The sequence below is a fragment of the Streptomyces sp. NPDC087859 genome (assembly GCF_044742595.1).
Lineage (GTDB): Bacteria > Actinomycetota > Actinomycetes > Streptomycetales > Streptomycetaceae > Streptomyces > Streptomyces canus_F.
Map to the genome: position 1 here is coordinate 1 of NZ_JBIUUU010000030.1, position 19,269 is coordinate 19,269.

A 19,269-nucleotide genomic window follows, 5' to 3' on the forward strand; every position below is an offset into this window, starting at 1 on the left:
CAGGGCATCATCCACGACTTCGTCATGCTCAACGCCCTGCGCGACACCCACGCCGCCCACGCCGCGATCAACCAGGCCATCACCACCCTGCGCACCGCGCTGCACGGCTGATCCGACAAGGAGATCCCCACATGTCCACCACTCCCACCGTTCTGCTCGTACACGGCGCCTTCGCGGACGCCGGCAGCTGGGCCGGGGTCATCGAAGAGCTCCAGAGCGACGGCATCCCCGTGATCGCGCCCCCCAACCCGCTGCGCGGCCTCGCGTCGGACTCCGCCTACGTCGCCTCCCTGGCCTCCCAGATCGACGGCCCGGTCGTCCTCGTCGGACACTCCTACGGCGGCGCGGTCATCACCGTGGCCGGTGCCATGGAGAACGTGGCCGGCCTGGTCTACGTGGCGGCCTACGTCCTCCAAGAGGGCGAGAGCCTCGGCGAGTTGCAGGGGCGCTTCCCGCTCTCCCCGCTCGTGAGCAACCTGAAGCAGTGGACGTACCCGGTCCCGGGCGGCGACCCGGCCGTCGAGGTCACCATCGCCGAGGACGCCTTCCCCGCGGTGTTCGCCGCCGACGTGCCCGCCGAGGTCACCAAAGTGCTCGCGGCGGCCCAACGTCCTCTGGCCGCAGCGGCGTTCGAGGAGACCGCGCCCGTGGCCGCGTGGCAGACCAAGCCGTCCTGGGCGCTGGTCGCCGGCGCGGACCAGGCGATCAATCCCGAGGTCGAGCGCTTCGGAGCCAAGCGGGCCGGGGCCACGATCGTCGAGTCGGAGGGCGCTTCGCACGCCGTGGCGGTATCGCGGCCCAAGGAGGTCGCCGACCTGATCCGTGAGGCGGTCCGCGCGACGAGCTGACGGCCCTCGGACCGCACGGCGCGGCCGGACACCCTTACGGTGTCCGGCCGCGCCGGTCCGACCGCCCTGCGCGACGGTCGTCATCGAGAACCGAGACGTCGGCGTTCAGCGGCGTTCGGGCAGGTCCGACTCGGCCGGCAACTGGGACGGCGCGAACTTCGCGGCCGGCTTCTTGCCGCAGAACGCGGCCTCGAGCGTGCCGCCGAGCGCGGTGTTGGCGGATCCCTTGTTGGAGGTGTTCGCCATCGCGGAGAGGCTGCGCCGGCCGTCGGCGGTCGCGAAGGCGTAGGTGTAGAACCCCTGCACGGTGCCGGTGTGGCCGTAGATCCGCGTGCCGCAGGACAGGTCGTAGCGGCGCAGACCGAGGCCGTAGAAGCGGGTGTTGGTGGTGTCGGTCGGCGTGACGGTCGTCATCGCCTCAAGCATCCGCGGCGACAGCAGTCTGCCCTTCATCAGCGCGGTCACGAAGGTGTTGAGGTCCGCCGGGCTGGAGATGACCGCCCCGGCCGACTGTGCCCAGGAGACCGTCTGCTCGGTGGAGTCCACCAGCGGCGCACCGGCCTCGTCGGGGTGCAGATAGCCGTGTACGTGGAGCCCCGCGATGCGGACGTCGGGGTGCACGTACGAGGTGTTGCGCAGTCCGAGCGGTCCGATGATGCGGCGCTGGTACTCCTTGGCGACCGGCTTCCCGGTGATCTTCTCGATGAGCATGCCTACTACCACGAAGTTCGTGTTGGAGTACTTGTAGGCGACGCCAGGCTCGGTGGTGCGGGGCTCGCCCAGCGAGAGGTCCACCAGCTCCTGGTAGCTGAAGACCCGGTTGCGTACGGCCTCGAAGCCGGGCACGGTGTGCTCGAACATCGCGTCGGTGTAGTCCGCGAGCCCGCTGCGGTGGGTCAGGAGGTGCCGCACCGTGATCCGGTCGTCGGGCAGCAGTCCGGGAAGGTACCGGTTCACCGGCGCGTCGAGCTCCAGCTTCCGCTCCTGGACGAGTTGGAGCAGCACCACGCTGGAGAAGGTCTTGCTGACGCTTCCGATACGGAAGCGGGCACGGACGTCCATGGCGGCGCCCGACTCCCGGTCGCGCACTCCCACGGTCCGGGCCTGGACACCGTCGGGGCCGGTGAACCGGGCCATCGCTCCCGGTGCGCCCTCGGCCATGGCGGCGTTCAGCGCGGCGACCACACCTTCCATGTCGGGTGCGGGTGTGGTCGCCTTGGTGGCGCCGGGGACGGCGGGCGCGGCATGGGCGGTGGTGGCGGGGACGACACCGGCGGCGAGCGCGGCGATCAGGGTGGCGCCTGCGGCCAGGCGCCGGCGGTTGTTCAACGTCACGGTCAGTTCCTCGGCTCGAAGAGTGGGATACGGAAGGCGGGAGCGGTCCGCCGGATCAGGGGCACTGTCGGATCTGCTGCTTCCAGACGTCCGGGCTGCCGGTGTTCAGGTACCAGTCGTTGACGTAGCCGCTGTAGCTGTTGCCGACCTCGACCCGCATCCAGTAGCGGTAGTTCGGGTTGTCCGCGGCCCCGTCACCCGTGGACCAGCACTTCAGGCCCACTTCGGCCCTGTTGTCCAGGCGCCCGTACGGCACGTCGGCGTAGCGGTGTCCGGGGCCGGTGCGCAGTTGCAGCCAGGAGCCCGCGTCGATTCCCGTGCCGGCACGGCGTCCAAGAGACATACAAGTGCCCCGTTTCTCCTACGTGTTCTGCGCGGGGCACAGCGATGTACGCGGTTGGTCAGCCGCCACCGTCCCCCGTGGTCGGACACAGTCTGTTCAAAGCCGGCGGCACGACCCAGCATTTCGAGCAGCTTCAAAACGTGTCCCGGTCGGCGTCTTTACCCAGGTTGTTCGAAACCTTTACTCAATCCCGTGCGTCCCAAGGGGTGGTGGTACGTCAATGGGGGAGTGTTCATGGCCCGGTTCTCCGAGTTGTGTCTGGGGCCGCTGGAAACAGTGCCGGTCTCGGTCGTGGCGCAGCCCGGCGTCACCTTGATGTCGCTCGTCGCGGATGCGCTGGGCGGACGTTCCCAGGGCGTGCACCCCACGTGGCGGCGCGCGCTGCGCTCGGCGGTACCCGAGGGGGCGGAGGCGGTGCTGCGGCCGCTGTTCACCCGTGAGTACTCGATGGTCCCCGACTGCCTCACCCCCACGGCACCCCTGTGGGAGACCGATCTCTCGGTCCAGCTGGACCGTCTGGCGGAGGTCTCACCCCATCTGCTGCTGGGGGAGCTGGAGACGGACTTCGGAGGGACGGTTCCTCGGCAGTGGCAGTCGGTCGTCGACCGGCCGAAGGCCTTCATCCACGCGTACGCGGCCATTCTCAGCGCCGTGTGGGAGGCTTTCGGACCGATCTGGGCGCGGGCCGGCTCCCTGCTGTCCCGGGAGACCGAGCGGGTGGGTGTGGCGGTCGTCAGCAACGCCCTGCCACTCGTCATGAGCGGGCTCGGGCCCAAGATCCGCTTTTCCGGGCAGACGCTGTACGTGCCCGATCCGCACCCCGAGACGTTCGAGCGGGGTGCCCGCCGTGTGGTGCTGGTGCCCATCGTGTCGGGCAACGGTGCCTCGGTCTTCAGCTTCGACCGTTCCGACGCCGTGTGGTTCGGCTATCCCGTGCCCGGACTGAGCACCCTGTGGACCGCTCGGGAGGCCACCGCCGAAAGGGACCCGCTCAGGCTCGTGGTGGGTTCCCTGCGGGCGGGGATCCTGCGCGAGCTGGTCCGACCGTGCACCATGGGCTCCCTGGCCTCGGCTCTCAACTGCACGCCGGCGACCGTGACCTACCACTGCGGTCAGCTGGAGGCGGCCGGTCTCCTCAGCCGGGAGCGGCGAGGGCAGCACGTGGTGGCCCGGCGTACGACGTCGGGCGCGACACTCGTCCACCTGCTGTCGGGCTGAGCCCGCGCGCGGCAACGCCACCCTGACATCCGTCAGGACCGCCGCCCCCACTCCCCTCTCTAAGGTTCGAGTCGTCTTCCAGGCCCCGGCCGTGCTGCGGGGCACCCTCCACAGACAGGAAGAGACGGCTTCATGCGCCTTGACAGTGTCCGCATCACGCTGAAGAAGGGTGTCCACGGCGAAAGGCATCACATGCGCCGACTTCCGCACGGCACCGCCGTGCTCGCCCTCGCACCGGCCAACTCGATCAACCCCAGGGAGCACTACCTGTGAAGCGCCCTCTTCTCGCTGTCGCCGCCGCGCTCCTGCTGATCGGCGGCGTGGCAGGCTCCGCCGCCGCGGATGCCCCGGCCGGGCAGCCGGTGCGCCCCGCCGCCGCGTCCGTCGAGGTGCCCTCCGGTGTCAGCGCCGGGGTCGCCGTCTTCGACCGGCAGACCGGCACCTTCACCGAGCAGCTCAACTCGAGCACCCCCTTCCGGTCCGCCTCGGTCGTCAAGCTGCTGATGGCGCTGGACTACCTGTGGGACCGGGGTCCCGACTACACCGTGCCCGCCTCCGACCGGGCATGGCTGGAGCCGATGCTGCGCAGCAGCAACGACAGCGCCGCCAACAACTACTGGTCGGACCACGGCGGTACGGCGATCATCACCCGCATGGTGAAGAACCTCGGGCTCAAGGACACGGCAGTGCCGCCCGCCGGGAAGGAGGGCTTCTGGGGGTACACCGCGCTCTCCGCCCGCGACACGGTGACGATCTACCGCTACCTCCTGGAGTCGGCGCCCGCCCCGGTGCGCACCTTCGTGATGGACAACCTGCGTCAGTCCACCCGCTGCGCCTCGGACAAGTTCGACCAGCACTTCGGCGTCGCCGGGGCGTTCTCGAAGCCGTGGGCGGTGAAGCAGGGCTGGTCGGGGACCTCCTTCGAGAAGGGCACCTGCGGCACGGCAAGCGCTGCCTCCGCGACCGCGGCCGCGGCCGGTACGTCGAGCCCGGCTGCGGCCGCCGCGGACGTGGACCTGACCCGGCCCGCCCTGCACAGCACGGGCACCGTGGGCGCCGGTGACCGGTCCATCGTGGCCGTGTTCACGCTGCATCCCGTCGGCACGTCGTACGGGAAGGCGTACACGGACATCGGCCGGCTGACCCGCTCCCTGAACGTTCCCGGCGCCACCCGGCCCGCGGGATGGTGGTACGGCACATGGAGCGACCATGTGAACGTCCGCCCCAACCCGAACACGGGGAACTCCCCCATCACCCAACTCCCCGCAGGTGTCGAGGTGCTGGTGGGCTGCCAAGCGAGGGGCGAGAAGGTCGACGTGCCGCCGTACAGCAATGACTGGTGGGCGTACCTCCCCCAGTACAACGGCTGGATCTCGAACATCTACATCACCTCGCCCGACAACAAGATGCCTGACGTCAAGGACTGCTGAACGGCCTTGAGCGACAGCTCCGCTTCCTCACCGCTCGTAGTCGGCGAGGTAGCGGAGCACCTTGTCGACGTGGGGGCGCACGCGTTCGGGAACGCCGCCCTCGGTGATGACCGTGCGGTCGCTGGTGCGGTAGCCGGCCGCCATCAGCGCGGGAAGATCCTTGATCGGCATCTTCTCCTTCTTGAACTGCTGGTCGAGCCAGCACACGTACAGCGACATCGTGGAGATCGCGTCCGGGGGCGACATGTAGTCCTTGTCTCCGTCGCCGTCACCGTCGACCGCCCAGGCACGGAACACCGACGGCGTCCACATGGCGATGCCGAACTCCTCGCTCTTGGGGCGGGACGCGTTCACGTCGAAACCGCTCTCCGCCTTGATCATGGCGGCGAGGAACGCGGGCGTGACCTCGGCGTCGCTGCAGCGGTGGGCGGCCTTCACGATGACCGGGCGCAGTGCCTTGGGTACGTCGGAGTCCTCCGGGATCTCCCCGGCGGCCGGACTGTGCGCGCCGGTGACGACGGCCGGCGTACGGCGCCCCTGATCGTCATCGTCGTTTCCCGCGCCTCCGCCGCCCCCGAGCAGCGCGGCCCCGCCGATGGCGGCGGCCGACACCGCGGCGAGCGCCACGGCGGCGATCGGCAACAGGCGGCGCCGACCACGCGGGCTCGCCAGCTGCTCGATCCGGGCGGACAGGCTCGCGGCGGTGTGGCGCGCCCGGCCGGCGTGGTCGGGTGCCAGACAGTCCTCGATGAGTCGGCGCCAGTTCTCGTCGAGTCCGGCGTCCAGACGCAGTGGCGCGGTGCCCCGGGCGTAGGCCTGCGCGGCGAGCGAGCGGGCGCGGGCGGTGGCGCCGGGGAACGGGTGGAGGCCACCGGTGAGCACCTGGTGGGCCAGGATGCCGAAGGCCCAGATGTCGGCGGTCGGCCGCACCATGGTCCCGTCCGCCCCGGTGCGCTGGGACCACCACTCGGGCGGCACATGGTCGAGGGTGCCGAGCGGCGGCACATAGGCGTGGGTGCCCTCGAGTTCGGTGGCCAGACCGAAGTCGGCGAGCCAGACCGCGCCGTCCGCGCCCAGGAGCACGTTGGCGGGCTTGAGGTCGCCGTGCACCCAACCGGCTCCGTGCATATGGGAGAGCCCCGCGGCGACACCGCGCAGGACCCGCACGGCCTCCGGGATCGGACGGCCTGTCGCGGCAGCGTCCAGCACCTGACGCACACTGGCCTCGGCGCGGTCCATGACGAGCGCGATGGCACCGTCCAGCGCGGGCAGATCCGGCGCGTCCACGGTGCACACGGCGTGCGTGCGTACGAGGTGGGGGTGGTCCGCCTCGGCGCTGAACCGCACCTCGCGCGCGACCAGTTCGCCGAGCGCCGCCCGCTGACCGGGGGCCAGGGCGCCGGTCGGCAGCACCTTCACCGCCACGGTCGTGCCGTCGGCGACCGCGCGGGCCTCGTACACGGTCCCCCAGCCGCCCGACCCGATGACAGCGTCCAACTCCCAGCCCTCGATACGGAAACCCGCCGGCAGTCGCGGCGTTTCGAGAGCGCCCTCTTCGGCGCCTGACGAGCTCATGCGCCGCTCTCCTGCGGGACGGGCCGTCTGCGGGACGGCAACAGGGCGAGGTGTTCCTCGCGCACCAGGCCGAAGCGCAGGGCGAGGGAGGCCAGCCGGGCGCGCTTGGCGCCGGTGCGGGCGTTGCCGTCCGCACCGGGCTCCTCGCCGAGGTCCAGGCGCAGTTTGGCGAAGGCCAGATAGTCGATGTGGTAGTTCACCGCGGAGCGGGTCAGACCACGACAGCTCTCCAGCGGGCGCAGCCGCTCCGCGATGTCCCCCGCGCCCGGCAGCGCGCCGTCCGAGGGATCGCGCAGGCGTGGCTCGCACAGGGCCACGAGCACGAGGAAGTACTTCGCCGTGACATCGAGCGCGTAGGGATGCACGGTCAACTCCCCCGCACCCGGCGAGGACCGCTTGTCCAGATAGGCGTGCTGCGGGGCGAACACCTTGAACTCGACGGTCCCACTCATCGCGGGCAGAACGACTCGGGAGAACTCGAAGGGCACCGGCGCTCCCAGCCGACCGGGCGCGACGGTGATGTACTCGCCGGCACCCTCCAGGTTCTCGACCGCGTACGCGGTGTCACGGCTGAAGTTCGACAGCCGCCAGTAGTCCTCGGCCGCCTCCAGGCGCCCCGCCCGCCGGGAGATACCGGGGTCGGGCAGCACGATGGCGACTTCCCGGCCGCCGGGCAGTCCGCGCCCGAAGTCGGCCACGTCGCCCGGTCCCATGTGCAGCAACTCGGGCCCGACGACGTCGACTTCGCCCGGCCGCGACGGACCGGGCGGCTGCACAATGATTGTTTCCATACCGACTTTCCCCCGATGTGGTCGCCAGGATTGTAGAGGCGGTTCCGCTTTCCGCCGACCCGGCGTCTCCACGCGGGGCAGCAGGGAGCGTCTTTCGGTCACAGTCGCCGCTTCGCCGCCTCGTCCGTCGCAGCCGACTCACCCCACAGAACCGGCGACGTCAAGGCTTCGCTGGAGCGTTCGCCACAGCCTGCGGGCTTCTGGTCAAAAGCCGCAGAGGTGACATCGTTGTCCATGCCAGGCACCGCAAGCGGGCCGATTCCAGGGGTGAGAGCGCGAGGCACGCCCACTAGGACGATCGGCCGATCCTCTCGGTTCCCCGTGTGCGGTGCGTTGTCGACGGACACGGTGACCGGACCGCCGCAGACGGCTACGTTCGTTCGTGCGGCAATGACCGAGACGGACTGCGGAACAGACACGGGGGCCAACGATGAGACCACGATGGGGACTTGGAACGGCGACGGCCGTCGGGGCGGCGGCACTGCTGCTCGTGGGATGCGGCAATCCCACGGACTACACCGAGATCGTCACGTTCACCGACGAGCACGGGCGCGTGTGCACCGCGGCGGTCGTCGTCGACCAGGATCAGAGCGAGGGCGACGACTACGAGATCTCCAGCCTCGACTGTGACTACCCGCCGGAGGGCCGCACGCCCGGACCCACCAAGTACTCCCCCATGCCCGAGCGGGACAGCGACTGAACGAAGTGTGGCAAGGGGTGGGGCTCGGTAGCCTGCTGGACACGGGAGTTCGCCCATGATCTGGGGAGGCGGCGTTCGTGAGGCGTGAGGACCGGGTTCGTGAAGCGGCCTGAACGTGTCGCTGTCATCGGCGTGGGCGTCCTGGGCGCCAGCGTGGGCTGGAACCTGTGCCGGCGCGGCGCCGAAGTGGTGTTCGTCGACGCGGGCCGGCCGGGCGAGGGCGTCACCAACTGGTCCTTCTCGTGGGTCAACGCCGGCAACAAGACCGTGAGCAGGTCCTACTTCGACCTCAATGTCGCGGGCATGACGGCCCACCGTGAGCTGGCCAAGGCCATCGGACCGGACTCGTGGTGGTATCCCAGCGGCCACCTGCGCTGGGCGGACGAGCCCACGGCGCAGGCGCGGTTCCTCAAAACAGCCGAGCTGCTGGTCGATTGGGGCTACCGGGTCGAGGAATACACGGGGGCCGACGTGCGTCGTCGCCTCGAACCCTCCGTCACGCTGCCCGGTGAGGCCCGGGTGCTGTTCTACCCCGACGAGGGCTGGGTGCACGGCCGTCATCTCGTCCGCCGCCTGGTCCACGAGGCCGTGGCGTCCGGCGCCGAGCTCCGCTCCGGCATCGCGGTCCGTGGCATCGGCACCGGCGGCGACGGAAGCGTCCGGACCGTTGCCCTGTCCGACGGGAGCTCTCTCGACGTCGACGTCGTCGTGAACGCGGCAGGCCCCAGCGCCTCTCACATCGCCGGGCTCATCGCACGGCACCTGCCGATGCGCGCGGAGCCCGGCGTCGTCGCCCGGATCCGCTGCACTCCGGTCCCGATCCACCGGGCCATGCACGCACCTCACATCGAGATGCGCCCGGACGGAGACACCTCGGTGGTCCTCCACAGCCGGGAAATCGACGCCCTCATCGACACCGGCGAAGAGCCCGGCCGACTCGCGCGCCTGCTCCGTGAATCGGCCCGGCACGTCGTCCCCGAGCTCGGCGACTCCCCCATCGCACAGGCGCGGACAGCCCACCGGCCCATCCCCGCCGACGGATTCCCCTCCGTAGGACCGGTACCGTCCGTTCCCGGCTACTACGAGGCCGTAACCCACAGCGGCATCACCCTCGGACCCGTCATCGGCAGCCTCCTTGCCGCACAAATCCTCACCGGGCAAAGAGACGCACTCCTCGCGGACTTCCACCCGCAGCGGTTCCCGCCGTGACAGGACGCGCCGGCGCGGCCGCACAACCGGACGGGTGCCGCTTCCCTACAGGTCCGCCCGCATCACCGTTCTCAACGAATGCCGATGACACCCGCACGACGGCGCTGCATCATGGCCGCTATGGACACACCGAGCACCAACTGGGTCACCATCGCGGCCTACGAGAATCTGGGCCGCCTCCACCCGGCGGGAGCCGCACGCGCTTGACTGCGGAACCGCGGCATCGACTGGACGCCGTTCACTGCGGACGAAGTCCAGTGGGACCTCTCCTGCGGCATCGGTCCTGACGGCCACTGGCACGGCTGGTTCACCGTCCGCGTCGACGCGAGTGCGCTCCGTCGGCTGGGGCTGCATCCCGACCAACCCACGGCCGGCGTCACCAGCCCCTCCCCGCCCGGCTGGTGGCACGCCGCCGCGGAACGCAACGCTCGCCGGCACCTCAGGTAATCACCCCGAGCGTCCCTGAACTCACTCAGCGCGCTGCCCGACCCGCAGGACGCTCAGGTAGCGGCGTGATGCTCGGTCGCCCAGTCGCGTACGGATGCGCTCGGCAACGGCGTCGAGCAGGGGCTCACGAACGTGGGAATCGAGTTTGCGATACGGCGACTGCGAGCGGAGGTGGTCGGCAAAGCCCTCCCCGTTGAACCACTGAACGGTGGGGTACCAGCGCACGACCGTCAGGCCGAACAGTTCCCCGGGATCGTCGACAAGACCCCAGCCCTCGTCCCTGGCGCGCACCTCGTCCTCCAGCGGCGGGTGACCCCAGGCGGGGTTCCCTGGGCAGAACCGCTCATGGAGGTCGGCGGTCTCGGCGTAGACCTCGGGCTCTTCCGGCCTGCGGACGACGACATGGCCGAGCAGCGCCGCCCAGCCCCCGGGACGGAGCACGTCGTGCGCTCTCCGCCAGCCGACCGACGGGTCGACCCAGTGCCACGACGACGCGGCCACGAGGGCATCGAAGCGCCGGCCGCGGTCGTCCCACGCCTCGAACGTCGACGTCTCGACCTCGATGTCACGGAATGCCGCGAGCCGCCGACGAGCGAGCGCGGCCAAGTCCGCTCCGGGCTCGACGGCGGTCACGGAGTATCCGAGGGCCGCCAGTGAGCGCGTCGCCTGACCGGTACCGCAGCCCACCTCCAGCACCGTCGACTGTGCGTCCAGGCCGGTGACGGCGGCCAGGTCCGCGAACAACTCGTCGGGGTAGCCCGGCCGGACCCGGTCGTAGAGCTCCGGCACGTCGTTGAACACCCGGCCGAGGTCGCGTGGGTTCGGGTGCGTCCGCGGATCATCAGTCACGAACGCACAAGCTACGAGACCCGTCCACGAAGACGCCACCGGTTAAGAAGCCCGTCGTGCCCGTCCGCCGGCCCCCAGGCCTTCGGCACCGGCAGCGGCTGCGCGCGACAGACCTCGCCGAAGGTATTTCAATGGATGGGTGAGCACTCTGCGCTGGATTGCCGCAGCCGGGCTGACGACGCTGCTGGGCGCCATGGCACCGGGTCCTTCCCCGCCCCCGGCCCAGCCGCCGCCCCAGCTCGACGACGCAGAGGTCCAGCGGGCCGTGGACCAGCTCGACGGGGTGGTCCGGGCGGCCATGAAGCGCACGGGGACACCCGGCGTGGCCGTCGCCGTCGTCCATAACGGCAAGGTCGTCCACCTCAAGGGATACGGCGTACGCAAGGCCGGTGAGAAGGCGGCCGTCGACGCCGACACCGTGTTCCAGCTCGCCTCCGTCTCGAAGCCGATCGCCTCCACCGTGGTCTCCGGAGCGGTGGGCGTGGAGGGCTGGAGCGAGCCCGTCGCCCCGAACGTGCCGGACTTCCGGCTCAAGGACCCGTGGGTCACCTCGCACGTGACGGTCGCCGACCTGTTCTCGCACCGAAGCGGCCTCCCCGACCACGCCGGAGACCTCCTCGAAGACCTCGGCTACGACCGCGCGTACATCCTGTCCCACCTGCGCTACGAGCCCCTCGCGCCGTTCCGCGCCAGCTACGCCTACACCAACTTCGGCCTGACGGCCGCCGCCCAGGCCGTCGCGGACGAGAAGGGCGTCTCCTGGGAGAAGCTCGCCGCCGACACCCTCTACAAGCCGGCCGGCATGAACTCCACCAGCTCCCGCTTCGGCGACTACGCGAAGGCCGCCGACCGCGCCTGGGGCCACGTCAGGACGGCCGACGGCGACTGGAAGGCGGAGTTCGTTCGGGATCCGGACGCGCAGTCCCCCGCGGGCGGCGTCAGTTCCACCGCCCGGGACATGGCGACGTGGCTGCGGCTTCAGCTCGCCGACGGCAAGCTCGGCGGCAAGCAGATCATCGACGCCGAGGCCCTGGAGCGCACCCACTGGCCCGAGTCCGTCGCCTCCCCGCCCCACGCCCCGGCCGGCCGGACCGGCTTCTACGGCCTTGGCTGGAACGTCAGTTACGACGACGAGGGCCGGCTCAGACTGTCGCACACGGGAGCGTTCGCGTCGGGCGCGCACACCAACGTCACGATGCTGCCCGGCGAGCAGCTCGGCATCGTCGTCCTGACCAACACCTCACCCGTCGGGGTCGCCGACGCCGTCGCCCTCGACTTCTTCGACATCGCCCAGAAGGGCAAGGTCAGCCGGGACTGGATACCCCTCGTCGACGCGGTGTACCAGCAGCAGGAGGACGCGGGCCGTTCCGAGACCGACTACGCACACCCGCCGTCCGGCGCCGCGCCCGCGAAGGCCGCCGACACCTACACCGGCACGTACGACAGCGACTACTACGGTCGGGCCCAGGTCGTCGCCGACGACAACGGTGCCCTCACGCTCCGTCTGGGGCCCAAGCCCCAGTCGTACCGGCTCACGCACTACGACGGCGACACGTTCAGCTTCGAGACCGCGGGCGAGAACGCGGTCGGCCCGACCGGGGTCTCCTTCGCCCCGAACGGGAAGTCCTTCACCGTCGAATACCTCGACAGCGAGGGACTGGGCACCTTCACCCGTACCGACGCCACGGCCAGGTGAGATTAATCAGGGCACAATCGGTCGTGTTTTCCTGCGACTTGGGGGCATCCGGACGGCAAGTGAACAAGAACCCCCAACCGAAGGGACGGTCACCTTGCTGGCCATCATTTCCGCGATCCTGTTCTTCATCGCTTTCCTGATCAACGCGGCCGAGATATCCACCAACGACGCTTTCAGCTCGACCAACGTGATGCTGCTCGGGCTGACCGTACTGGCCCTGCATCTCGCGGGTATCGGCACCGGATGGTCCGCGCGCGGCGGCCGCAGGCGCTGATTCCGTTCACCGGACCGTAGGGGCGAGGCGCGCGGACGATCCCGGGAGCCGCGGGTCCTGCTCCGCCATGACACGCCGCCGGATGGGCTATCGGGACCGTTCGCGGACTATTGGGTCATAGCGTACAGAATATGATGAAACTTCATATCGCCTACCTGGCGTGCGCGGCAGCGATCACCGGGGTGGGGCTCGGTGCCGCCCCGCCGGTGGCTGCGGACCATCAGATGACCCACGTGGTCTTTCCCGGGGAGTCCATCCAGGCGGCGGTGGACGCCGCCGACCCGGGAGACACGGTTCTCCTGACGCCCGGCACCTACCGCCAGAGCGTCAAGGTGACCACGCCCGATCTCACCCTGCGCGGCATGGGCCGCAGTACCGTCCTCAAGCCGGCCACGACCAAGGCCACCGAGAGCTGCGGTGAGGGCGGCAACGGCATCTGTGTGGTCGGGAAGAAGGACAAGGACATCAAGGGCGTCACCGTCGCCTCCCTGACCGTGACGGGCTTCGCCAAGGCCGGGGTGTTCTCGGTGGGGACCGACGGACTGACCGTGCAGAACGTGACCGCGGTGAAGAACGGCGTGTGGGGCATCGCCCAGGAGCGTTCGGTCCGCAGTGTGTTCCGCAAGAACACCGCCCGGGACAACGGCGACGCGGGCCTGTTGCTCGCGAACACGATCAAGGCCGACGAGGGCGCCGCGGACACCGAGGGAACGGTGGTCGAGCGCAACCTCCTGGAGGGCAATCGAGTCGGCCTCACCGTCCGGCGGCTGCGGAACCTCACCGTCGCGCACAACCAAGTCGTCGGCAACTGCGCGGGCGTCTTCGTCGTGGGCGACGAGAACAAGCCGAGGGCCGGCGCTCTGACCGTGCGGGACAACCGCGTCGCGCGGAACAACAAGTCCTGCCCGAAGACCGCGCGGCTCGAGGCACTCCAGGGCTCCGGCATCGTGCTGACGGGTGCCGAGGACACCCTGGTGACGCGGAACCGGGTCACGGACAACGCCGGTCCCTCCTCGCTGTCGGGCGGCATCGTCCTGTTCAAGAGCTTCGTGGGCGCCACCAGCGAGCGGAACCGGATCACCGACAACGTGCTGAAGGACAACGCCCCGGCGGACCTCGTCAACACCGACACCGGCGAGGGCAACACCTTCCAGGGCAACACCTGCCGGGCGTCCAAGCCCGCGGGACTGTGCTGACGGCTGTGGGGTCGCTCATGAACTCGAAGAAGGAAGGCGGCACATGACGACTGCACAGACCACCGAGACGTCACCGACCAGCCGGACCGCACAGGCCGCGCCGCCGCCGTCCATGCGGCTCAGGGAGCTCGTGTTCGGGGCGGCGTGTGCGGCCGCCCTCCGCGCGGCAGTGCGGCTGAAGGTCGCCGACGCCCTCGGCGACAGCCCACTGGCCGTGGAGGACCTCGCGGCCGCGGTGAAGACCGAACCCAAGCCCCTAGGACGACTGTTGCGCGCCCTGTCCTGCTACGGCATCTTCGCCGAGGCGCCGGACGGGACGTTCACGCACACCGACATGTCCCGGCTGCTGCGCGAGGACGATCCGCACAGCCTGCGCGACATCGCGCTGTGGTGCACCGAGCCGTGGACCTGGGACGCGTGGCCGAGGCTGGACGAGGCGGTGCGCTCCGGCCGCAACGTCGTGGAGGATCTGTACGGCAAGGAGTTCTTCCCGTACCTGAACGAGGACGCCCCCGAATCGGCCGACGTCTTCAACCGTGCCATGACGACCTCCAGCGTGCAGTCGGCGCGGGATGTCGCGCAGTTCCTCGACCTGTCGGGTGCCTCGTCGGTCGCCGACATCGGCGGTGGTCAGGGGCATGTGGTGGCGAGTCTGCTGGAGAAGTACCCCTCGCTCCACGGCACTCTGCTCGACCTGCCGCGCGTGGTGGACAACGCCGACCCCCGGCTGCGGGCGGGAGGCGCGCTCGCGGACCGGGTGCGCCTCGTGCCCGGTGACTGCCGTGCGGCCGTCCCGGTCCAGGCCGACGTCTACGTCATCAAGAACATCCTGGAGTGGGACGACGACAGCACGACCCGCACGCTGCGCAACGTCATCGAGGCGGGCGGTCCCGGATCGCGGGTCGTGGTCATCGAGAACCTCGTCGACGACACGCCCTCGATGCGGTTCAGCACCGCCATGGACCTGCTGCTGCTCCTCAACGTGGGCGGTGCCAAGCACACCACCGCCAGCATGGTGGGCAGGCTGACGGAGGCGGGGCTGGTCATCGACGACGTCAGCCCGGTCAACCCCTACCTGCACGCGTTCGACTGCACCGTCCCCGGGTGACCACGTCCCCCGGACAAAACCATCACGAACCGCCGGTCGCCGGGCACGCAATCCTCGCGTGCCCGGCGACCGGCGGTTCGTGCGGGTGGTTCAGGAGGTGGCGTCCCGTTCCCAGGTGTAGAAGCAGCGCGCCATCGCGTCCTTCGGTGAACGCCAGGTCGCCGGGTCGTACGCGGTGACGTACGCCGACAGCCGTTCACTGATGTCCCGGAACTCGGGGTGGCCGGCCACCTTCGCGATGGCGGGTCCGGGGTCCCGCTCCGACTCGATGAGGTGCAGGTACACGTCGTCGAACTGGAACAGGCTGCGCCGGGCGACTCCCACGAGGTGCGGCAGTTCTCCCCGGTCCGACTCGTCGAACACCTTGGCGATGTCGAGGGCCGACTCCGGTGCCATACGGGCGACGATCAGGGATTGGTGCATCGTCCTGTCCTCCGTCCGGATCAGTCGGAGAGCATCTGCGCGGGCCGGCGTTCCATGGCGGCCTGCTCGATGCGGTCCCGGATCAGGGCCATCTGGACCTTGGAGTTGCGGTTGATGTTGTCCGTCATCCAGTCGTCGTCGACCGGTGCGTCCGGCTTCATCGCGAAGTCCTGGGTCCACACCATGCGAGTGCCTTCGGGCACCTTCTCGTACTGCCACACGATGTTCATGTAGGCGAAGGGTCCGGTCTCGACTCGGCGGGCCCGCACGCTGAGCGTGTCGCGGTCCGGCTCCCGCTCGGAGACCCAGCTCCACACCTTGCCGTTGTCGTCGGGGTGCATCGTCAGCCGGAACGTGGTCCTGTTCCCCTCCTGGGACAGGATCTCGGCGGATGCGTACTCGCTGAACAGCTGCGGCCAGTTCGCGACGTCGTTGGTCATGTCCCAGACCAGGTCGAGCGGCGCGGCGATGGTGACTTCGTTCTGCGTGTGTCCGGCCATGTCAGGCTCCCGCCAGAAGCGCGCTGTTGACGAGATCGAGGAACTGCCGGGGGTTCTTGCTCTTCTCGGCATCGGGAGGCATGGGTGTGCCGTACCGGTTCTCCAGCTCGCCCACAATGCCGAGCAGCGCGAGGGAGTCGATGCCGAAGGCGTCGAAGCCGGTGTCGTACCGCTGTTGGAGTTCCTCGGGTGCGACGGTGACTCCGGCGGACTTCTTCATGAGCTCGGCGAGCTCTTCCACGGTGATTCGGTCACTCATGCGGTTTCTCTCCCTGCTTCGTGTCGGGTGCTGTGGGATGGGTGCTCCGATGCCTCCTCACGAGGCATCGCCGGCGCCGAGCCGTAGCACGAGCGCCGCGTTCGACCCCATGAGGCCTCGGCTGAGGACCAGCGCCGTGCGCAGTTCGGCGGCGCGGGCGCGGGAGGTCACGAGGTCGAGGTCATGGCAGGTGTCGAAGACGTTGGGGGTGGGCGGAATCAGACCGTGCTCCAGCGCGAGCACCGCCGCGGCGACGTCCAGCACGGGCGCCGCCGAGTAGCCCCGGCCGAAGGCGGTCTTCGGTGCCGTGACGGGGACGCGTCTGCCGTGCGCGCCCAGGGCGTCCGCGATCGCCAGTGCCTCGGCTCGGTCCGCCTCCGGTACGCCGAGGGCATCGGCGAAGACCACGTCGATCTCCTCGGGGGCGCAGCCGGCCTCATCCAGGGCGCCCCGGATGGCCTGGGCCAGCCCTTCCCGGGACTGCTCCCAGCGGGAGGCGCCGGTGAACGTCGCCGCGTGGCCCGCCAGGGTGGCCCGCACGGGCGCACCCCGTCGACGGGCCGAGGTCTCGGCTTCCACGACGAGCATGGCGCCGCCTTCGGCGGGCACGAACCCGCAGGCCGAGGCGGTGAACGGACGGTAGGCGCGTTCCGGGTCGTCGACGGCGCTCAGCTCTTCGTAGCCGAGCTGGCAGACCATCGAATAGGGGGCCAGTGGCGCCTCGGTCGCGCCGGCCACCATCACGTCGGTGCCGCGCCGCACGGCCCGCGCCGCATGCGCCAGAGCGTCGAGGCCGCCGGCCTCATCGGCGGCGACCACACCGCAAGGGCCCTTGAAGCCGCGGCGGATGGAGATCTGGCCGGTGCTCGCGGCGTAGAACCAGGCGATGGACTGATACGGCCCGACGAAGCGACTGCCCTTGTCCCACAGCTGCTGCAGCTCCCGCTGCCCGAACTCGCCGCCACCGGAACCTGCCGCGGTGACCACGCCCACGGAGAACGGTGCGGCGTCCGTCCGGCTCCGGTCGAGGCCGGCGTCGTCGAGCGCCTGGTCGGCCGCGGCCATCGCGAAATGCGTGAACCGGTCGGTCTGGACGAGGTAACGCTCCTCGACCACGGTCGGCGGGTCGAAGTCCCGGACCTCGCCGGCCACCCGCAGCGGCAGGTGCCCGCATCCTTCCCGGGTGATCCGGTCCAGGACGCTGATGCCCTCCCTGGTCGACTTCCAGAAGGTCTCGGTGCTGGTTCCGTTGGGCGCCACCAGTCCGATACCGGTGATGGCCGCGCGCCGAGGATGCGGTTCGCTCATCGTGTCTTCTCCCTCGGCAGACTCATGATCACCGCGGACTGGAAGCCGCCGAACCCGCTGCCCACGGAGAGCACGCTCTTCAGTCTTCGCTCGCGGGCGACACGCGGGACGTAGTCCAGGTCGCACTCGGGGTCCGGGGTCTCGTAGTTCGCGGTGGGCGGGACGACCTGGTGGGTCAGGGCCAGCGCACAGGCGACGACCTCGATCGCGCCGATCGCGCCGAGGGAGTGGCCCACCATGGACTTGATGGAGCTCATGGGCGTGTCATAGGCGTGCGCGCCCAGGACGCGTTTGACCGCGGCGGTCTCGTGCCGATCGTTCTGCTGGGTGCCCGATCCGTGCGCGTTGACGTAGTCGATCGCCGTGGGGTCGAGCCGGGCCTGGTCGAGGGCGTCCTCGATGGCCCGGGCCATCTCCAGGCCCTCGGTGGTCAGACCGGTCATGTGGTAGGCGTTGCCGAAGGTGGCGTAGCCGCTGATCTCGCAGTACACGTGCGCGCCGCGGGCCAGTGCGTGTTCCAGCTCCTCCAGGACGAGTACCGCGCCGCCCTCGCCCATGACGAACCCGTTGCGGTCGGCGTCAAAGGGGCGTGAGGCGTGGGCGGGGTCGTCGTTGTTCGGGGAGGTGGCCTTGATCGCGTCGAAGCAGGCCATGGTGATCGGTGAGATCGGCGAGTCCGAGGCGCCGGTGATGCACACGTCGGCCCTGCCCTCCTCGATCGCGTGGAAGGCGTACCCGACCGCGTCGAGCCCCGAGGTGCAGCCGGTGGAGACGGTCTGCACCGGCCCGCGTGCCTCGAACCGCTCCGCCACCGCCGAGGCGAGGGTGCTGGGCGAGAACGCCCGGTGCAGATGGGGGCCGGACTCCCGGTGGTCCACGTCCCAGCGCTTGCCGCGCTCGCTGACCAGTACGTAGTCCTGCTCCAGCCGGGTGGTACCGCCGACCGCGGTGCCCAGGGAGACCCCGACGCGCCACGGGTTCTCCGCCGCGAGGTCGAGGCCGGAGTCCCGTACGGCCTCCTCCCCGGCGACCAGGGCGAACTGGATGTACCGGTCGCACCGTGCGATCTGCTCCGCGTCCAGCCCGTGGGCCGCCGGGTCGAAGTCGCACTCGGCGGCGATCCGCGAGCGCAGCCCGGACGGGTCGAAGAACGTGATGCCCCGGGTCGCCGTACGCCCGTTGGACAGAAGGTCCCAGAACGCCGGTATGCCGATGCCGTCCGGAGCGACGATGCCCAGCCCGGTGACCGCCACCCGCCTCGTCATGAACGGACCTGAGATCGCTCGGCCGACCGTCCCGCACCCCCGGGGGCCGCCTCCACCACGATCGGTACGCCGTCGGCGTCCTCGGTGTCGACATGGCCGAGCGGCGGGCTCGGGGCGAGCGGGCCGAGGTGGAAGACCATGCGGGCCTCCACCTTGCCGACGTTGCGGAAGCGGTGGCGCATGTGGGTGGGGATCAGCAGCCCCTGCTCGGGCTGCAACGGGTGGGGCTCACCGTCCAGGTCCACCTCCAGCTGCCCGCAGAGGACGTAGATGAACTCCTCGGAGTACGGGTGGTAGTGCTCGGCGATGCGGTCGCCGGGCTGGATGATGGCCACGCCCATGAAGCCGCTGGTCGAGCCGACGGTGGTGGGGGTGAGCAGGGCACGCAGGTCGCCACCGCGCCGAGTGTTGGGCTCGACCTCGCTGACATCCACGATTCCGGGATGGCGGTTGTTCACGACGTTCCTCCGAACATGTGCAGCATCGACAGGGGGC

At 70.1% G+C, this 19,269-nt stretch carries 23 protein-coding genes and 1 pseudogene; 13 read left to right on the forward strand and 11 right to left on the reverse strand.

Annotated features, from left to right (window positions below; all coding sequences use genetic code 11):
- A pseudogene (locus ACIOHP_RS45995) lies at positions 1-111 on the forward strand (esterase); the annotation flags it as partial.
- Between the two features lie 20 nt (positions 112-131).
- A complete protein-coding gene (locus ACIOHP_RS46000) occupies positions 132-848 on the forward strand; it encodes an alpha/beta fold hydrolase (protein ID WP_401897217.1) in 717 nt (238 codons plus the stop codon).
- Positions 849-953: 105 nt separating this feature from the next.
- On the opposite strand, the gene ACIOHP_RS46005 is transcribed toward ACIOHP_RS46000, so the two are convergent.
- Both ACIOHP_RS46005 and ACIOHP_RS46010 read right to left on the reverse strand, forming a co-directional pair.
- Entirely contained in the window at positions 954-2,183 is a 1,230-nt protein-coding gene (locus tag ACIOHP_RS46005; protein WP_401897218.1) for a serine hydrolase domain-containing protein, read from the reverse strand.
- Positions 2,184-2,238: 55 nt separating this feature from the next.
- Positions 2,239-2,526: a hypothetical protein gene (locus ACIOHP_RS46010; protein WP_401897220.1), complete on the reverse strand. Its 288-nt coding sequence runs from the start codon at positions 2,524-2,526 to the stop codon at positions 2,239-2,241.
- A 234-nt stretch (positions 2,527-2,760) separates the two neighbouring features.
- On the opposite strand from ACIOHP_RS46010, the gene ACIOHP_RS46015 reads away from it, so the two are divergent.
- The 3 genes from ACIOHP_RS46015 (at position 2,761) to ACIOHP_RS46025 (ending at position 5,174) form a co-directional block, all read left to right on the forward strand.
- Positions 2,761-3,744, forward strand: coding sequence for an ArsR/SmtB family transcription factor (locus tag ACIOHP_RS46015; RefSeq protein ID WP_401897222.1), 984 nt, complete (start codon positions 2,761-2,763; stop codon positions 3,742-3,744).
- 132 nt (positions 3,745-3,876) lie between these two features.
- Positions 3,877-4,017 (forward strand): hypothetical protein, encoded by a 141-nt coding sequence (locus ACIOHP_RS46020; protein WP_401897224.1) that lies wholly within the window; start codon positions 3,877-3,879, stop codon positions 4,015-4,017.
- Positions 4,014-5,174, forward strand: a complete 1,161-nt coding sequence (locus ACIOHP_RS46025; protein ID WP_401897227.1) for a hypothetical protein — start codon at positions 4,014-4,016, stop codon at positions 5,172-5,174. Before ACIOHP_RS46020 ends, ACIOHP_RS46025 begins: the two co-directional genes overlap by 4 nt.
- 27 nt (positions 5,175-5,201) lie before the next feature.
- On the opposite strand, the gene ACIOHP_RS46030 is transcribed toward ACIOHP_RS46025, so the two are convergent.
- Both ACIOHP_RS46030 and ACIOHP_RS46035 read right to left on the reverse strand, forming a co-directional pair.
- Positions 5,202-6,749 (reverse strand): serine/threonine-protein kinase, encoded by a 1,548-nt coding sequence (locus ACIOHP_RS46030; protein ID WP_401897229.1) that lies wholly within the window; start codon positions 6,747-6,749, stop codon positions 5,202-5,204.
- Complete coding sequence (locus ACIOHP_RS46035; protein WP_401897232.1) at positions 6,746-7,540, reverse strand: serine/threonine protein kinase; 795 nt, start codon at positions 7,538-7,540, stop codon at positions 6,746-6,748. Before ACIOHP_RS46035 ends, ACIOHP_RS46030 begins: the two co-directional genes overlap by 4 nt.
- 430 nt (positions 7,541-7,970) lie before the next feature.
- Between ACIOHP_RS46035 and ACIOHP_RS46040 the strand changes: the two genes are divergently transcribed.
- From ACIOHP_RS46040 to ACIOHP_RS46055, 4 genes are all read left to right on the forward strand, one after another.
- The gene (locus tag ACIOHP_RS46040; protein ID WP_401897233.1) at positions 7,971-8,240 is read left to right on the forward strand and encodes a hypothetical protein; all 270 of its coding nucleotides are present in this window, start codon (positions 7,971-7,973) and stop codon (positions 8,238-8,240) included.
- A 99-nt stretch (positions 8,241-8,339) separates the two neighbouring features.
- Positions 8,340-9,449: an NAD(P)/FAD-dependent oxidoreductase gene (locus tag ACIOHP_RS46045; RefSeq protein ID WP_401897235.1), complete on the forward strand. Its 1,110-nt coding sequence runs from the start codon at positions 8,340-8,342 to the stop codon at positions 9,447-9,449.
- A gap of 84 nt (positions 9,450-9,533) precedes the next feature.
- Positions 9,534-9,656, forward strand: a complete 123-nt coding sequence (locus ACIOHP_RS46050) for a hypothetical protein (protein ID WP_401897238.1) — start codon at positions 9,534-9,536, stop codon at positions 9,654-9,656.
- Positions 9,657-9,671: 15 nt separating this feature from the next.
- Positions 9,672-9,896 (forward strand): hypothetical protein, encoded by a 225-nt coding sequence (locus tag ACIOHP_RS46055; RefSeq protein ID WP_401897383.1) that lies wholly within the window; start codon positions 9,672-9,674, stop codon positions 9,894-9,896.
- Positions 9,897-9,917: 21 nt separating this feature from the next.
- On the opposite strand, the gene ACIOHP_RS46060 is transcribed toward ACIOHP_RS46055, so the two are convergent.
- Positions 9,918-10,745: a methyltransferase domain-containing protein gene (locus tag ACIOHP_RS46060; protein WP_401897240.1), complete on the reverse strand. Its 828-nt coding sequence runs from the start codon at positions 10,743-10,745 to the stop codon at positions 9,918-9,920.
- Positions 10,746-10,884: 139 nt separating this feature from the next.
- Here ACIOHP_RS46060 and ACIOHP_RS46065 point away from each other — a divergent pair, with 139 nt between their 5' ends.
- The 4 genes from ACIOHP_RS46065 to ACIOHP_RS46080 all read left to right on the forward strand — a co-directional run bounded on the left by ACIOHP_RS46065 (position 10,885) and on the right by ACIOHP_RS46080 (position 15,019).
- Complete coding sequence (locus ACIOHP_RS46065; protein WP_401897242.1) at positions 10,885-12,441, forward strand: serine hydrolase; 1,557 nt, start codon at positions 10,885-10,887, stop codon at positions 12,439-12,441.
- Between the two features lie 94 nt (positions 12,442-12,535).
- Complete coding sequence (locus ACIOHP_RS46070; protein WP_351694181.1) at positions 12,536-12,715, forward strand: hypothetical protein; 180 nt, start codon at positions 12,536-12,538, stop codon at positions 12,713-12,715.
- A gap of 131 nt (positions 12,716-12,846) precedes the next feature.
- Positions 12,847-13,911 (forward strand): right-handed parallel beta-helix repeat-containing protein, encoded by a 1,065-nt coding sequence (locus tag ACIOHP_RS46075; RefSeq protein WP_361561100.1) that lies wholly within the window; start codon positions 12,847-12,849, stop codon positions 13,909-13,911.
- Between the two features lie 43 nt (positions 13,912-13,954).
- Complete coding sequence (locus ACIOHP_RS46080) at positions 13,955-15,019, forward strand: methyltransferase (RefSeq protein WP_401897244.1); 1,065 nt, start codon at positions 13,955-13,957, stop codon at positions 15,017-15,019.
- Positions 15,020-15,109: 90 nt separating this feature from the next.
- On the opposite strand, the gene ACIOHP_RS46085 is transcribed toward ACIOHP_RS46080, so the two are convergent.
- From ACIOHP_RS46085 to ACIOHP_RS46110, 6 genes are read right to left on the reverse strand one after another with little or no spacing between them, the layout of a single operon-like run.
- Positions 15,110-15,442: a TcmI family type II polyketide cyclase gene (locus ACIOHP_RS46085; RefSeq protein WP_361556098.1), complete on the reverse strand. Its 333-nt coding sequence runs from the start codon at positions 15,440-15,442 to the stop codon at positions 15,110-15,112.
- Positions 15,443-15,462: 20 nt separating this feature from the next.
- Positions 15,463-15,942, reverse strand: a complete 480-nt coding sequence (locus ACIOHP_RS46090; RefSeq protein ID WP_401897246.1) for an SRPBCC family protein — start codon at positions 15,940-15,942, stop codon at positions 15,463-15,465.
- Between the two features lies 1 nt (position 15,943).
- A complete protein-coding gene (locus tag ACIOHP_RS46095) occupies positions 15,944-16,201 on the reverse strand; it encodes an acyl carrier protein (RefSeq protein WP_266830871.1) in 258 nt (85 codons plus the stop codon).
- Positions 16,202-16,258: 57 nt separating this feature from the next.
- On the reverse strand, positions 16,259-17,509 hold the full coding sequence (locus ACIOHP_RS46100; protein WP_401897249.1) for a ketosynthase chain-length factor: 1,251 nt from the start codon (positions 17,507-17,509) through the stop codon (positions 16,259-16,261).
- A complete protein-coding gene (locus ACIOHP_RS46105) occupies positions 17,506-18,774 on the reverse strand; it encodes a beta-ketoacyl-[acyl-carrier-protein] synthase family protein (RefSeq protein WP_361556089.1) in 1,269 nt (422 codons plus the stop codon). Before ACIOHP_RS46105 ends, ACIOHP_RS46100 begins: the two co-directional genes overlap by 4 nt.
- A complete protein-coding gene (locus ACIOHP_RS46110; protein ID WP_401897251.1) occupies positions 18,771-19,232 on the reverse strand; it encodes a cupin domain-containing protein in 462 nt (153 codons plus the stop codon). The genes ACIOHP_RS46105 and ACIOHP_RS46110 overlap by 4 nt, the downstream gene beginning before the upstream one ends.
- Between the last annotated feature and the right edge of the window lie 37 nt (positions 19,233-19,269).